The sequence below is a fragment of the Pleurocapsa sp. PCC 7319 genome (assembly GCF_000332195.1).
GTDB lineage: Bacteria > Cyanobacteriota > Cyanobacteriia > Cyanobacteriales > Xenococcaceae > Waterburya.
This window is the reverse complement of record NZ_KB235922.1, coordinates 3,307,385-3,322,718: the sequence shown is the minus strand read 5'-3', so window position 1 is coordinate 3,322,718 and position 15,334 is coordinate 3,307,385. Positions and strand designations below refer to the sequence as shown.

Below are 15,334 nucleotides of genomic sequence, written 5' to 3'. Positions count from 1 at the left end.
TTTGAACTAACCTATAACCTATAACTCCGAACTTTTTTAGCATCCATCATTTCAAAATTGGCAGACTACTAGAAAGCAAACAAAACAGATAAAATAAAAAAATCATTTCCTACCATAAGCTAAAGATTTATGACTAGTGCTGCACCAGCTAAGATAGAGTACGAAGCAATAATTGGATTAGAAACCCACTGTCAACTAAGTACCGAAACTAAAATATTTAGTCGAGAATCAACTAAATTCGATGGTGATAACCCTAACACTAATATTTCGCCAATTTGCTTGGGATATCCTGGGGTGCTTCCCGTCTTAAATGAAAAAGTACTGGAATATGCTGTGAAAGCAGGCTTAGCAATTAACTGTCAGATTGCGCCCTATAGTAAATTTGATCGCAAGCAGTATTTTTATCCTGACTTACCCAAGAATTACCAAATTTCCCAATACGATCTACCCATTGCTGAACATGGTTGGCTCGAAATCGAAATTGTCGAGAAACCCAACACCGAACCAATCAGGAAAAAAATTGGCATTACCCGCTTGCACATGGAAGAAGATGCAGGAAAATTAACTCATGGTGGTAGCGATCGCCTTGATGGTTCGACTTATTCCTTGGTTGACTTTAACCGCGCAGGAATTCCGCTAGTAGAGATTGTTTCCGAACCTGACCTTCGTTCAGGTAAAGAAGCTGCTGAATATGCCCAAGAATTGCGTCGCATTATGCTGTACCTAGGTATCAGTGATGGCAAGATGCAGGAAGGATCTTTGCGTTGTGATGTGAACATCTCTGTCCGTCCAGTAGGACAAAAAGAATTTGGAACTAAAGTAGAAATCAAGAATATGAATTCCTTTAGTGCCATCCAAAAAGCGATCGATTATGAAATTGAAAGACAAATTGCAGCCATAGAAAACGGCGAACCCATCTATCAAGAAACTCGTCTGTGGCAAGAAGGTTCTCAACGTACCAAGAGTATGCGTCTTAAAGAAGGAAGCAGCGATTATCGTTATTTTCCTGAACCCGATCTGCCTCCGATTGAAGTATCCCCAGAACAATTAGAAACTTGGAAAGCGGAATTACCTGAACTTCCGGTGGCAAAACGCCATCGTTACGAGACGGAATTGGGTTTATCGGCTTACGATACCCGTGTATTAACTGACGATCGCAATGTTGCCGAATATTTTGAAGCGGCGATCGCTGCTGGTGCCGATACTAAGCAAGTAGCTAACTGGGTGATGGGGGATATTGCTGCTTATATCAATAGTAATAACCTCAAGATCACAGAAACAGAACTGAAACCTGAAATTTTAGCCGAATTAATTGGTTTAATCGATAAAGGCACAATTAGTGGCAAAATTGGCAAAGAAATCTTGCCTGAACTCTTGGAAAAAGGCGGCTCAGCCAAAGCTTTGGTTGAGAAAAAAGGCTTAATTCAAATCTCTGATACGGGAGAGATTGAAAAAATTATTGATGAAGTAATTGCAGCGCATCCCAAAGAGTTAGAACAGTTCCGCAATGGTAAAACTAAGCTTAAAGGCTTCTTTGTCGGGCAAGTAATGAAAAAAACTAGTGGACGTGCCGATCCTAAATTAACTAATCAATTACTAGGGAAAAAACTGCAAGGGTAATTAATAATTAATAATTTGGGTAAAACTTAAAGGGGAAGGGTCTTACTCTGGGGAAGGGTTAAAGGTTAAGGGGGAAGGGTCTACGCATGTAGCAGATTGTTCCTTTTCCCTTTTCCCTTTAACCCAGTCCAAACTTATCTAATATTTCTTCGTCGAACTCACGTTTCTATACGCTTTAAAATTATCGAATAAATTACTAACCACACGTTAGCCTAGTGATTTATTCCTATTATTACAGCTGGCGATGTATTTAATAGCTAAATATAGTCACATAATCTTTAAACAATTTTTTGAATCCCCAAAAATCCTAGCTGGCGTAATGACATTGATCTTCATTGTTCTTACCTCAGCACATACAATCAGCCAAGCTACAGAAAATTATGGTGAAGCATTACAAAAATCGATATTATTTTTTGAAGCGCAGCAAGCAGGAAAACTGCCAGAATGGAATCGATTTCCTTGGCGGGGAGATTCAACTCCAGAAGATGGTGCAGATGTAGGCATTGACCTCAGTGGAGGCTGGATAGATGCGGGAGATAATGTCAAGTTCAATTTTCCGATGGCCTATAGTGTCACTACTTTGGCATGGGGAGGAATTGAATATTATGATGCTTATCAACAATCAGGTCAATTAGTTCATCTTGGGCAAAACATCAAGTGGGCGACAGATTATCTACTTAATTCCTTTGTCAATGATACTCCTGGTAATTATGTTCTTTACGGACAAGTTGGCAATGGAAAGAAGGACCACAAGTGGTGGGGAGCAGCAGAAGTAGTCCATTATGAAATGGAACGACCAGCTTATAAAATCGATACTAGTTGTCCTGGTACAGATCTGGCAGGAGAAACCTCCGCGGCGATGGCTTCCAGTTCTATTCTATTTCGTCAAAATGGTGATCTAGAATATGCTGATTTGCTGGTAGAAAAAGCAGAACGGTTGTTTGATTTTGCCAATAATTATCGTGGTAAATATTCTGATTGCTTGAAAGCAGCAGTTCCATTTTATACTTCAGTTAGTGGAGAACAGGATGAGCTAGTATGGGCAGCAATTTGGTTGCATAAGGCTAAAACAGCCCAGAATAGAGATTATTCAGGAGAGTATTTAGATCTTGCTGAGGCTGAATATCTCAAAATGTCTAAACCTTTTAACTATACTTATCAGTTTGATGATAAGTCCTATGGGATTTATGTCTTGTTGGCGCAGGAAACAGGAAAAACAGAATATCAAAAGCGTACCGAAGCTTGGTTAGATTTCTGGACTGTGGGTTATCAGGGTAAGAAAATCACCTATACTCCTGGTGGTTTAGCATTTTTGGCTAAATGGGGTTCTTTACCTCTAGCAGCTAACACGAGCTTTTTAAGTTTTGTCTACAGTGATTGGTTAAAAACTCAGGGAGAAATAGAAAAAGCTGAACGCTATTTTGATTTTGGTGTCGATCAGATTAACTATATTCTAGGTCATAATCCCTCTAAACGCAGCTATATGATTGGTTATGGCAACAATTATCCTCAAAATCCTCATCATCGTACTGCTCATGGCAGTTGGCTAAATAATGCTCACAAGCCCTCGAACAATCGCAATCTTTTGATGGGAGCATTGGTTGGTGGACCTGACAATCAAGATAATTGGCAAGACGATCGCAATGATTGGGTACGTAATGAAGTAGGGGTTAGCTATAACGCCGGTTTTGCAGGAGCTTTAGCAAAAATGTACGCTGAGTTTGGTGGTGAACCTTTAACGGAGATATCTTTTCCCCAAGCTGATGAACCTGAAATCTATGTCGAGACGCAGACTAATATATCAAGTAGGAAAGTTACTGAGATTATTCTGACCATTATTAATAAATCGGCTACGCCAGCGCGGGGACTGGAAAATGCACTAGTACGAATATCTTATGATGCTGACCCTAAGCAAGCTGATAATATATCTGTATCTGTGATGTCCCGTGATTGTCCCTATACTCCAGCACAAATAGTCAAAGTTGAAGATGGTGTTTACTACACCGAAGTTGGCTGTGGGGGAACAGTTATTTATCCAGGGGGAAATAGAGACTATAAAAAGCGAATCAAACTGAAGCTAGAACAGAATAAATCGGCAAGTGGCAATAATAGCTTATTTAATAGTTTCAATGGAATATTTGGCAAACCACTAGCAATTGCCAAAATTTGTTTGTATGAGGAAAATGAACTGCTTTGGGAGTCTGATTCCTCAACGGAAATATTCTAAGGCGATCGCCTTAGAATATTTCCACTTAAACGATTGCTTTGAAAAGAACTTTAAAAAGCTGTAAGCTCTAAGCCAATAGCTCTAAGCTTTTTAGTTGGCAACCTGCGTAGTAGCTTATAGCTGGGGCTTCGCCCCTTTATTATTGCGTTTCAGCATCCTGATACGTGCAGCGTTGTTTTCTAACCGTCTACTATCAGAGCCGTTGTTTAAGTGTTGCTCAAAAAAGTCATAAACAAGATTCAGCACGCGAGGTGTCCAGACTCCCTTGCCGTGATCGGCACCTTTTATTTTGTAAAAGGTCACATCTTGTCCTGCGTCACGTAACGCTGTATACAGTAGTACACTTTGGTTAAAAGGAACCTTTCCATCCTGGTCTCCATGTACGATCAGAAAAGGGGGGAGTTCCTTATCTTTAGAGATGTACGTAATTGGATTATACATCTGCACAAGTTCTCTATATTTAGGATCTTGAATCGGTCCACCAATTACTTGCGACTCTGGTGAGTCTTCAGCGTCATGGTCCATTTGAGTCGGATATTTATTCATCTGAGTAAAATCAGTAGGACCATAAAAATTAACTACAGCTTTGACAGAACTAGGCTGGGATTGATTATCTTCCGTCAAAAATTCCGCTACGCCATCACTGGTACCTATCATAGAAGCAAGATGTCCTCCCGAAGAACCACCCCAGATCCCGATCCTTTCGGGATCGATATTATATTCCTCAGCATTGGCCCTCATAAAGCGTATTGCCGCTTTAACATCTTGCACTTGAGCAGGAGCCTTAGCTTCCATAGAATGGCGATGTTCAACCATGGCTACTACATACCTGTTATCTCTATGGGCAAAATAAGCTAGCTGTGGAGGGATAAGTTTATTCCAATTCCGTCGTCGCCATCCTCCTCCCTTGATATACAGGATTAATGGTCTTGGTGGAGCTTCACCTTGATTGACTGGCATCAAAATATTCAGTTTTAAGCGGCGATCGCCATACTTAGCATATTCGACATTAGGAAGGTAAATAACTGTATCTTCACTGACAATCTCTTTCATCCCCTCAGGATGCTCAGTAGATGGTGGAATTACTTGTAATTCTGGAGGAGTTACTTGCGCTGAAGTGGAATTAAATGGAAACGAACTTTCAACTAACCAAAAAGCCAAAGACAAAAGTAGAGCAAAACTTGGCTTCACCTAAATACTCCTCAACCATCGATAATCTCATTGAGAGTATTCTACAGATATTGTTGTACTGTGAATTAGTTCTATACAATACTTATAAAAGGTGAAAAACCAAGCTTCTTTAAGATTATTTTCCTTGAGATTGACTTACTTATTAAACTCAATCTGAGAAACTAAACTATAAACTTCCGAAGGATCTAATATGGGAGCTTCAGGTGGTTCAATCGAGGGCCAAGCTGTTTTTAATTCAGTCAAGCTATCAGTGATAATTTGATGACCATCTGGATCTGCTTGGCTTTTTTGGTCAGCAACAGTTTGGTATAGTTCATCAGAATACAAGACAAATCCTCTCGAATCCTGATATTCAACGACCTCGACAAATTGATTGTTGACGATCGCCGCTTCATATTCTGTAGCAGCATTTTTGAGCATCTCCACAATTACATCTAGGACAAATTCTGGAGAGTTGCGTTGTTCGTCGGGTACTGCTGCGATCGCTTCATCGATAGAAGCTAAAGTCTGATCGAATAGGGTTTGCATTTCGGGAGAATCGGGCGCGGATTGTGCCAAATCATGTAGCTGATTAAGAGTGGGCTTGAAGTCGTTTACTCCCTTTTCAGGTAAAACAGTTTCAATATCGCTGTAGAGTTCCTCGACAGGATGACCGATATGAGGTTCTGCTTCTTCATAGTTTTCGACGGCAATTAGTTCTTGAGCAGCAATTAAATGACCTTTCATTAAACCCAGAACAGTCATATAGTCTACGTCAGGATCTCCAGTATCAACAGCAGCTCCGGCAGCCTCGCCACCTTCGCCACCTTCGCCACCTTCACCACCTTCGCCACCTTCGCCACCTTCGCCACCTTCGCCGCCTTCACCACCTTCACCACCTTCGCCGCCTTCGCCACCTTCAGCCCCCTGGGCAAGCAATAGAGACATTTCAGAAGCAGATTCATCTAATATTTCATCAGTTTCATAAGCTTGGGAGGGTAAAGTTTGAGTTCCCACGGCAGTTGCGAAACTAAGAGCTACAAATAATTCTATAGTTTTAATTTTATTAGACATACAAATTCTTATTTAAATAAATTCTTAATTGTTCTGAAGATGTACTCTACTATTACTGAAAAAAAAAGTCAATAATTTATTAATTATTAATTTTGAGATTAACGAGCAAAGCTCTAAGCCATAAGCCATAAGATCTAAGCTTGTTGATGATTTTGATTTTGGTGCGGGTAAAATTATTCTTCTTCAGGAATTACATCAAAAAACCCTATACAACCATGTTCGGCAATATAGTCTTGGTGAGGATGAAACATATATTTACCAGGATATTTATAGGCAAATTCTAAGATATGTCGTTCCGCAGTTCCCATCGTAATGACATCACTTTCTTCACTAGGATCTAAGCTACGACCAGTACGATAAACCTGAAACATATTGGCATGAATATGAAAAGTGATGGCAGGGTCAAACTCAATCATGTTGAGGATATAGAGGCGGACCAATTGATTTTGATAGATCGGGATTGGGCGATCGCGATAATAGTTAGGAATGCCATTAAAAGCATACAGTTCGTTTTTACCATCACTATCTAAATCATAAGCACCCATCACCATTACCATTTCATCAGCTTCAGGACGACCTTCAGGGGGATCGACAATAAATAAGCCATATAGTCCCTTGCCAACATGACGAGTAACGGGAGCAACATGACAATGATATGGATGAACACCATAAGGCTCGGCATCAAATTCATAGATAGTTGTTTTGCCCCTACGTACCGATTTAACTCCATCCATTTCTACAGGATGAGTGCCGTGAAAATGCATACTGTGAGAATGTCCCTCTTCATTATGAAAAATAATCCGAACGCGATCGCCTTCGGTGGCTCTTAGAGTTGGACCTGGAACGCGATCGTTTAAATTCCAGCTAATAAAAGTAATAGCAAGATTAAGCTGTAAAGGAGTACTATGGGCAACCACTTCAAATTCTCGAACAGTCCTTCCATCTTCCTCTTTGAGGGTGCCATAGTTAAAATCTCTTAAAATTGACATCGGATCGAAGCTCAAATCCCAAGTATTGTCTATTTTTGGTATGGGAGGAATTCTCACTGGGTTAGCCGCCTGAGCCTGACGAGGATTTAACTTTAGTGCAGCGATAGAGAGCCCACCTGCTAGTAAACCCCATTGAATAAATTGGCGACGAGTCTTAAGTTTTCGATCTAATTGAAATAAATTTGACATGAAAAATAAATGATTTAGGGATTAGGTTTTAGATAGTTTGACGTTTTAAATTACTGGTTCCTAGTCTCTAATTAGTTTATTTAGGCATTGATAAAAATAATATTTCCCACCTAATTAAATAATTGCATATCCTTCTTAATAAGAACAAATATTTTCTTGGTAATAAAAATAATTTTAAATAAATGAGTCCACTTTTCATTCTTCCTCCCCTATCCTTGATACTTTTGGAGATTTAAGTATATTTTCTATTAGACTAATTACAATATTGAGAGTAAATTAGACTCGGCTCTGGCAAAGCAGCACTAGTTTTTTGGGAGCAGTAAATTAACGTGGGCTTTCTTAATCGTTTTAATCTTTCGAGGGACATGGGCATAGATCTAGGTACTGCTAACACTTTGATCTATGTATCTGGTAAGGGTATCGTCTTGGAGGAGCCTTCTGTAGTAGCGATCGAACGCAAAACAGAAACCCCAAGAGCATTTGGTAAAGAGGCAAAATTATTATTAGGGCGTGCGCCAGAAAACATTGAAGCTTTACGTCCTCTCAAAGATGGTGTGATTGCTGATTTTGATGCCACAGAAGCAATGATCCATGAATTTGTCCGACGGGTTTTTGAGGGCAATCCGTTGGTTCATCCCCGTATGGTGATTGGGATTCCCAGTGGTGTGACTAAATTGGAACGTCGCGCTGTAATCGAAGCGGCTTCAAATGCAGGAGCAAGGGAAGTTGATTTGATTGAAGAACCGTTGGCAGCAGCTATAGGCGCAGGACTACCCGTAGCTGAACCTACGGGAAATATGATTGTGGATATTGGTGGTGGTACTACAGAGGTAGCAGTGCTTAGCTCTCAGGGCAAAGTAATTAGCGAATCAATTCGCATCGCTGGGGATGAACTAACCGAAGCAATTGTTAATCAAATGAAAAAGGAACATAAACTCGCGATTGGTGAGAACACTGCCGAAACTATTAAACTACAACTCGGTTCGGCTTATCCCGTTAAGGATGATGATTCTACAATGGAAGTACGAGGCTTACATATGCTATCGGGATTACCTCGTAGCGTTGATGTTAAGGCGTCTGAGATTCGTGAATGCCTACAAGATCCAGTAAACAGTATTATTGAAGCGATTAAGAGAACTTTAGAGCAAACTCCTCCAGATTTAGCTGCCGATATTATTGATCGCGGAATTATGTTAGCAGGTGGAGGGGCAATGTTACGGGGATTAGATGTTTTTATTAGTCACGAAACAGGTATTGTCACTCATATTGCACCTGAACCATTAAAATGCGTAGTTTTGGGTACAGGAAGGGTACTTGAAGATAAAAGCTTAGATCGTGTTTTTAGCGATCGCTCTACACTCAATTAGATTGTCAAGATAAACAGTATGAGTCGCTGGTGGGATAAATATGGTTTGGGGACAATACTAATGTTTGTAGCTTTGGCAATGGCTTTGTTCATTAAACAAACTCAAGCATCAGTCTTGTCAGAGATATATTATTTTATAGTTAGTCCCTTTCAATCCCAAAAACAGCTAGTCATAGAAGATAGACTAACTAATGCTCGTATATTAGAGCTAGAGCAACAGGTAACTGAATTAGAACAGCAAAATCAGCAGCTAAAGCAGTTGTTAAATTTTACTGAGACCCAAACGGCTAAAACTATAGCCGCTCCAATAATTGGTCGTAGTGGCGATCGTTGGTGGGATCACGTTACCTTGGGTAAAGGAAGCCAAAATGGCATTAAACCAGGTTTTGTAGTTATGGGTATTGGAGGCTTAGTTGGTCGTGTCACCCACGTTACCCCTCATACCAGCAAAGTATTGTTAGTTACTGATGCAACCAGCAGAGTTGGGGCAACTCTCAGCCGCAATCGTCAATTAGGCTACATTCAGGGAAAAGGTTCATCCAAGATAGTAATGAAGTTCTTTAATCAGGTTGCTGATATCAAGTCTGGAGATGAAATTGCTACTTCTACCCTCAGTAAGTTATTTCCTCCTGGTATGCCGATTGGGAAGGTTAAATCTCATCAGCGTCACGAAGATTCGACATCCGAAATAGAGATAGAGTTAGCTGCTCCAATTGATATTTTAGAATGGGTCATTGTGCAGCCTTTTGAACCTAAAATAGGAATCTAGTCATAGTTTAAGTCTGAAATTGTGTTCAGCAAAGTTCTGAACCCGAAGAGAGAGCGATCGCTACTGAGTAAATCTTGAAATATACAAAAGACTTTAATCGATGAAGCAATTAAACTAATCGCAATTAGTCAATTAAAAATACTTCGGATATTATTAATAGTCTCAATCAAAAACTAATTACAAATTGAGTGCTAATACAACAATATTTACTATTTAGGTAATGCCTACTAAGATTCAGACATCTAATAATATTTTGAACATAATTAACACGTTATTTATTTGTGCTTCCGTAGTTTTGTGTTCACTTTTGATGCTGTTACATATTCCTGGTATGGAGCTACTCCAAACTAATCCCAATTGGCTTCTAATTTGGGTTGTCTCCTGGAGTCTTCAAAGGTCAGTATGGCAGGCAGCGATCGCCGGCTTAAGTATAGGGTGGATATATGATGGTATGACCATCAGTTCACCTTCTCATGTTCTCAGTTTAGTTTTAGTTGGGGTATTTACTTCTGCATTACAAAAGCAAAAATATATTGGAGAGGATTTTATTTCTGTTGCTTTGATTGTTTTTTTTATGACAGTTTTGGCGGAAACAATTTTTGCGTTGCAATATACAATGCAGAGATTTCTTTCGATATCAGAAGTTTGGCAACAATATCAACAAATCGTTATAACTACAGCGATGATTACTAGTCTCTGGAGTCCTGCTTTTTATTACCCATTTAATCTTTGGCAGCAGAGAATTAATAGAATGGCAAAGAATGTTAATAGTTAATCAAACATCCTAAAGCTACTCGAATCTAGATACAGACTCTTGGTCAAGAGGCTAAATCTTTGATGGGCTATCTTTTTTATAAAGTTTTTAACTTTATTATTACTCCACAATCACTGTAAAGTAACAATAAAGTTGGTAACTTAGAGAGGCTGTAAAACTTATTCTGTCGTTGACAAAACAGTAATTCAAAAAAATAAAGATGGAAACTTTACTTCGTTAAACTGTGAAAATAAGGTATTTTGTTGACAATAAAGTAAGTCGAATGAAATCACTGCTATTCCTAAACTGCTGAAGCTCTTAACTATTGAAGGAGGATTTGTTAAGGTACTTTTTCAGGTGTTATGACTGTCGAACGAAATCAAAAAACCCTAAATCTATAATCTTGATCAACTTCTTCAACTGCTGTTTGTAGGATATTAGTAACAGTGTTGCTTAACTGATGAATTCCTAAACCATACAGAGTTATAGTTGCAATAACTAAAATCGCAGTACCTAGTAGACAAGGTTTTTTTTCGGCTAAATTAGCGGTTTTTTCAGTTCTGGTTGGCTCTGATAGCTTATCTGGTTGCTGATTACTAATAGCTGGCTCGAATGCAGACAGGTAGTTTAAGTTAAGATGAGATTCCCGACCTGGATATTGAACTTTAGGATCAAGATTGTGCATTGGTAATTATCTCCTGAGACGTTGTTCTCTTTCCTTTGTTGATTCCACTATGGCGGAAATACTCGGCAGAAAAAATCCTGTTTTGTTCAGGAAAGTTCAGGTGTTTTGGCAGACAAGTTCAGGAAACAGAAAAATTCATTAATTTAACAATCTCATCAAATTGATAGTTATCTGCTAAAGTTCGCAGTTGGCTAGCAAGAGCTGCTTTTTCTGGCGGAATATCTTTAATTAACTGCATCACTTTTTTACCCCTGAGTTGACTAGAAGCTTGGTGCAGCTCCCCTAACCATTCAGAGTGCATAGACTGTAAGTCCTTCGATAAATCGGCGGAAGTAACTTGGTCTTGAGAAATAGTCTTGGGCATTCCTTGACCATTGTTCTCAGGGGACAGTTGGTAAATTAACTCAATCCCCAGATGTTGCTTCATGTTCGACCAAATCAGCAACTCTTCAAAAGGTTTGATCACAAAATCATCAAAACCTGATGCTAGTGTGATGTCTCGCTCCTCCTTAAAGGCACTAGCTGTCAGAGCAATAATCTTAGTCGAAATACCCTGTTTGTCTAACTCCGATTCTGTCTTTCTAATGCTTTTGGTTGCTTCGTATCCATTCATCTGGGGCATCCACAAATCCATCCAAATCAGATGGGGCTGCCAAGCTTGCCAGATATCTATAGCTTCTTTTCCATTGCTGGCTTGCTGCACCGAAAACCCCACTGAAGTGAGTAAATCTAATAATAAGAGACGATTGTCCGCCTCATCATCCACTACTAAAATCCGATATTCAGGTTGTTTTGGAGCTAAACCAATCACTTTACCCCTAGCTTTTTTGAGAGGATTCCCTTCACTGGAACTGAGGTGAATCGGAATGGAGCATTGAAAACAACTACCTACACCTACGGTGCTGCTAGCAGTAATCTCTCCTCCCATCAGTTCAATAAACTTGTGAGTGATGGCTAGCCCCAATCCAGTCCCCTGTTTGATTTTACGCCCCGCTGTGGTTTGTTCAAACGGCACAAATAACCGATCTATTTCTTCTGGGGAAATCCCTAGACCTGTATCTTCTACTTCTAATTTGAGTAGAGGTTGGTTAGAATCGACTTTAGCTCTTAGGATTACTTCACCCTGTTGGGTAAATTTAACGGCATTGCCAATTAAATTAATTAAGACTTGTCGCAGTTTTCCCTCATCAGTAGAGATGTATTGGGGTAAATGGGCATCAGATTCTAAGAAAAATTGCAGTCCTTTGTTTTGGACTTTCAGAGCAAACATTTGTTGCAGGTTCATCAGCAAAGCGTGGAGGTCAAAATCTATTTCATTGAGAGGGATTTGACCAGCTTCAATTTTGGACATTGACAAAATATTGTTAATCAAAGATAGCAAATGTTCGCCACTGCGATTAATAATACTTAAGCGTTGCTGTTGTTCTGGTTTTAAGGAGCTATCTTTATTGAGAATTTGAGCAAAGCCCAGGATACTATTGAGAGGAGTTCGTAGCTCATGGCTCATATTGGCTAAAAATTCTGACTTGGCTAAATTAGCACTTTCTGCCTTTTCTTTGGCTCTTTGAAGTTCTATTTGGGTTGCTTCTAGCTTACCTAGAGTTGAACGTAATTCTTGGTTGCTTTGTTCTAGAGCTTTTTCAGCTTTAATCAAATCGCTAATATCAGCGATAAAACCTTCAAGAAATTCTACTCCCCCAGATTGGTTAAAAATCCCTTGTCCTTGTTCCCAAACCCATTTTTCAGTCATCTGTTGAGTTAAAATACGATAAGTAACCTGAAATGAGCGTTTTTGGGCGATCGCATTTTGGATCTCTTGTCCAACCATGTTTCGTTCTTCTGGATGAATTAATTGATTGTATTTAACTGATTGGTTTTTGGTTAAATCTTCAGGTAAATAACCCGTTAAACTCTGGCATCCTTCACTGACAAAAATCATCGTCCAATCTCGGTCATTGAGACAGCAATAAGCCATTCCTGGTAGATTACTCATTAGAGTAGCCAGAGTTCTTTGGCTTTCTGCTAGAGAAGCTGTTCGTTCTGCTACTTTTTGCTCTAATTCTTGATTAGCTTGTTGTAAGGCAAGCACATAGGTATTGATTTGCTCACCCATGTAATTGAAAGAGTTAGCCAGTTCTCCTAGTTCATCATTGCGAATAATTTCAACGCTATTATCTAATTCTCCTTGGGCAATTGCCTTGGCTGCCTGATTGAGATGTCGAATTGGTTTAATTACCCAGCGTGAAGTTAATATACTAATAGCAATACTCACAATTAATGCCAAAATACAAAGGAAAATAGTGGTGCGAGTATTGGCATTAATCTCAGTCATAAAGTCAGATTCCGGTATTAACACCACAATTAGCCAATCTATACCATTTTCTGGCTGAAAAGGTGTTACCTGCAAAAATTGCCTTTTTCCCTCTATAGTCAACTGCTCCACAGAGGAGGAGTTGATTTGATTTAAGTTTCCCCATTGTGTAATTAGATAGTTGGTAGTTTTTCTAATTAGAGGATTATTACTATCGATGGCTTGCTTAATTTGTAGCTGTTCACTATTACTAATGAACTCAGACTCAAGGAGAGAACTTGAAACCAAGGTACCAGTTCGCTCCATGATAAATACCTTTCCTGTCTCTCCTACTTTCAGACTTTGCAGGAACTGACTTAGTTCTACAGGTAAAAACAAGTCAGTGGCACAAACTCCCACAAATGTCCCGTTCTGGTCATACACTGGCAAACTTGCGGTAATTGTAGGGACTTTAGCCTCAAAATCTAAATAAAGAGGACTCCAGGTAAATTTACCAGCTTTTTTAGCTGCTTGATACCAAGGTCTGGTTCTAGAGTCATAGGGTTGACTGTCAACCCGCAATAGCTTCTGTTTATCGCCCTGATTATCCAAGCGATAGTAATGTCCACGGAAATCTGTACTTTGGTTATAAATTAACAGTTCTAGAGAGCGATTTTTTCCTTCGGGACCAACTCCAATGAGTTCTCCTAAAGCCTCAGTACCACAATAAACTAGGTTAGTTCGGGAATGGGTGTGAGCTTGAAGCCAAAGCTGATGTTCTCCTTTGACAGTAGTAGCATCTAAATCTCCTCTGAGCAAAGAATTAGCATTGATGGTATTAATAGAATGGGGAATTGCCAGATAGGAATGGATCTGCTGTTGGATCCGCTGAATTAGCTCATGGAGCAATTGAGCAGTCACATTATTAACTGCTTTCTGTCCATTACGTAAGGAAAAATATCCAACTAAACTAACTATGATAAAGATCTGTAAAACAAAAGGAGCTGTCAAAACTATCTGTAACGGCAGTTGGCTCAAGGGTTTAATAATAAACTTTTTGAATAGAGAGTTAGATAGCATCAGGGTTGACCATCTAGTATTTTAGATTTTAGTGGCTTTGTTATATAAATAAGTCAGAAGCCTTGTAAATCAAGGGTTTCTTAACAAGACTCGTTAAGAGGAAATTTTTCGGGACAAGGTTTTGAGGATATTCGTGGAACAAAGTTGATTTTAGCAGTTATAAAGAAAGATATATAGAAATCTAGATTCTCAGTGACTTTTTTCGATGGGGAAGCAAGTTCCTCTTGTATTGCCAGAGCAATCACGAGCTGTAGTTCACTTTATATTCACTTTGAGAGTGTCTTGTTAACATGAGCAACTTTGAAGAGCTTGTAGCATTTGCTGAAGAATTAATATATGGCAAGAGCGGTAATTATTTGAGTGATTTGCAACGTACTATCTTATTTACTACTCTAAAGGGGAGTAGAAAGACTTATGAGCAAATTGCCAAGGAATGTGGCTACTCTCCTAAATATGTTAAACAAGACATTGCTCCTAAACTCTGGCAACTCTTTTCTCAAATTTTAGAGCAAAAAATTACTAAATCTAATGTTAAAGCAATACTAGAGCATCAAATGCGCCATCAGCCTCCTATGGTTGAATCCCCTGACCCTGTTACTTTATCCCCAGTTTCCTCCGCTGCCCCAAAGATTTATGAGAAAGGGAATATTCTTTTAGTGGACGACCAACCAGAAAATCTGAAACTGTTGTCGGATTTACTGGAAGAACAAGGATATGAAGTGCAACAGGCAATTAATGGTGTAGTTGCACTACAAGCGATCGCGATTGCTTGTCCTGATGTAATATTATTAGATATTAATATGCCAGAATTAGACGGCTATACTGTCTGTCAAAAACTCAAAGCTAATCCCCCAACCCAAGATATTCCAGTGATTTTTATCAGTGCCTTCGATCAAGCCTGGGATAAAGTTAAAGCTTTTTCTGTCGGAGGCAGTGACTACATTACCAAGCCCTTTAAAACAGTTGAGGTATTAGCTAGGGTGGAAAATCAATTAAAAGTTCGACGTCTGCAACTTCAGCTACAAGAGAAAAACCGTCAGTTACAGCAAGCTCTCCACAAATTAGAAAAAATTACGGGAACGACACCCTAAATTTTCATCGACCTAACCCCACAGCGGGTA

Annotated in this window: 11 protein-coding genes; 6 read left to right on the top strand and 5 right to left on the bottom strand. The window is 39.3% G+C overall.

Annotated features, from left to right (window positions below):
- The first annotated feature begins 129 nt into the window (after nt 1-129).
- Together gatB and PLEUR7319_RS0119085 are read left to right on the top strand one after the other, a co-directional pair.
- A complete protein-coding gene (gene gatB, locus PLEUR7319_RS0119090) occupies nt 130-1,620 on the top strand; it encodes an Asp-tRNA(Asn)/Glu-tRNA(Gln) amidotransferase subunit GatB (protein WP_019506831.1) in 1,491 nt (496 codons plus the stop codon).
- Between the two features lie 319 nt (nt 1,621-1,939).
- Nucleotides 1,940-3,847, top strand: coding sequence for a glycoside hydrolase family 9 protein (locus PLEUR7319_RS0119085; protein WP_144054339.1), 1,908 nt, complete (start codon nt 1,940-1,942; stop codon nt 3,845-3,847).
- A 114-nt stretch (nt 3,848-3,961) separates the two neighbouring features.
- Here PLEUR7319_RS0119085 and PLEUR7319_RS36010 read toward each other — a convergent pair whose 3' ends face one another.
- The 3 genes from PLEUR7319_RS36010 to PLEUR7319_RS0119070 form a co-directional block, all read right to left on the bottom strand.
- Nucleotides 3,962-5,038 (bottom strand): alpha/beta hydrolase, encoded by a 1,077-nt coding sequence (locus PLEUR7319_RS36010; RefSeq protein ID WP_019506829.1) that lies wholly within the window; start codon nt 5,036-5,038, stop codon nt 3,962-3,964.
- A gap of 135 nt (nt 5,039-5,173) precedes the next feature.
- The gene (locus tag PLEUR7319_RS0119075) at nt 5,174-6,091 is read right to left on the bottom strand and encodes a hypothetical protein (protein WP_019506828.1); all 918 of its coding nucleotides are present in this window, start codon (nt 6,089-6,091) and stop codon (nt 5,174-5,176) included.
- A 173-nt stretch (nt 6,092-6,264) separates the two neighbouring features.
- Nucleotides 6,265-7,269, bottom strand: a complete 1,005-nt coding sequence (locus tag PLEUR7319_RS0119070) for a multicopper oxidase domain-containing protein (protein ID WP_019506827.1) — start codon at nt 7,267-7,269, stop codon at nt 6,265-6,267.
- A gap of 365 nt (nt 7,270-7,634) precedes the next feature.
- Here PLEUR7319_RS0119070 and PLEUR7319_RS0119065 point away from each other — a divergent pair, with 365 nt between their 5' ends.
- The 3 genes from PLEUR7319_RS0119065 (at nt 7,635) to mreD (ending at nt 10,179) form a co-directional block, all read left to right on the top strand.
- Entirely contained in the window at nt 7,635-8,636 is a 1,002-nt protein-coding gene (locus PLEUR7319_RS0119065) for a rod shape-determining protein (RefSeq protein ID WP_019506826.1), read from the top strand.
- An 18-nt stretch (nt 8,637-8,654) separates the two neighbouring features.
- Complete coding sequence (gene mreC / locus PLEUR7319_RS0119060) at nt 8,655-9,404, top strand: rod shape-determining protein MreC (RefSeq protein WP_019506825.1); 750 nt, start codon at nt 8,655-8,657, stop codon at nt 9,402-9,404.
- A gap of 220 nt (nt 9,405-9,624) precedes the next feature.
- Entirely contained in the window at nt 9,625-10,179 is a 555-nt protein-coding gene (mreD, locus tag PLEUR7319_RS0119055) for a rod shape-determining protein MreD (RefSeq protein ID WP_026102638.1), read from the top strand.
- 358 nt (nt 10,180-10,537) lie between these two features.
- On the opposite strand, the gene PLEUR7319_RS0119050 is transcribed toward mreD, so the two are convergent.
- Entirely contained in the window at nt 10,538-10,843 is a 306-nt protein-coding gene (locus tag PLEUR7319_RS0119050) for a hypothetical protein (RefSeq protein WP_019506823.1), read from the bottom strand.
- A 118-nt stretch (nt 10,844-10,961) separates the two neighbouring features.
- The gene (locus PLEUR7319_RS0119045) at nt 10,962-14,213 is read right to left on the bottom strand and encodes an ATP-binding protein (RefSeq protein WP_019506822.1); all 3,252 of its coding nucleotides are present in this window, start codon (nt 14,211-14,213) and stop codon (nt 10,962-10,964) included.
- Between the two features lie 290 nt (nt 14,214-14,503).
- On the opposite strand from PLEUR7319_RS0119045, the gene PLEUR7319_RS42780 reads away from it, so the two are divergent.
- Nucleotides 14,504-15,304, top strand: coding sequence for a response regulator (locus PLEUR7319_RS42780; RefSeq protein ID WP_019506821.1), 801 nt, complete (start codon nt 14,504-14,506; stop codon nt 15,302-15,304).
- The last annotated feature ends 30 nt before the right edge of the window (nt 15,305-15,334 follow it).

What these genes read in the sequence shown, in the direction of transcription:
- mreD (WP_026102638.1), top strand. Translation starts at nt 9,625, where the DNA reads ATGCCTACTAAGATTCAGACATCTAATAATATTTTGAACATAATTAAC.
- PLEUR7319_RS0119045 (WP_019506822.1), bottom strand. Translation starts at nt 14,213, where the DNA reads ATGCTATCTAACTCTCTATTCAAAAAGTTTATTATTAAACCCTTGAGC.
- PLEUR7319_RS0119070 (WP_019506827.1), bottom strand. Translation starts at nt 7,269, where the DNA reads ATGTCAAATTTATTTCAATTAGATCGAAAACTTAAGACTCGTCGCCAA.
- PLEUR7319_RS42780 (WP_019506821.1), top strand. Translation starts at nt 14,504, where the DNA reads ATGAGCAACTTTGAAGAGCTTGTAGCATTTGCTGAAGAATTAATATAT.
- PLEUR7319_RS0119085 (WP_144054339.1), top strand. Translation starts at nt 1,940, where the DNA reads ATGACATTGATCTTCATTGTTCTTACCTCAGCACATACAATCAGCCAA.
- gatB (WP_019506831.1), top strand. Translation starts at nt 130, where the DNA reads ATGACTAGTGCTGCACCAGCTAAGATAGAGTACGAAGCAATAATTGGA.
- PLEUR7319_RS0119065 (WP_019506826.1), top strand. Translation starts at nt 7,635, where the DNA reads ATGGGCATAGATCTAGGTACTGCTAACACTTTGATCTATGTATCTGGT.
- PLEUR7319_RS0119050 (WP_019506823.1), bottom strand. Translation starts at nt 10,843, where the DNA reads ATGCACAATCTTGATCCTAAAGTTCAATATCCAGGTCGGGAATCTCAT.
- PLEUR7319_RS0119075 (WP_019506828.1), bottom strand. Translation starts at nt 6,091, where the DNA reads ATGTCTAATAAAATTAAAACTATAGAATTATTTGTAGCTCTTAGTTTC.
- mreC (WP_019506825.1), top strand. Translation starts at nt 8,655, where the DNA reads ATGAGTCGCTGGTGGGATAAATATGGTTTGGGGACAATACTAATGTTT.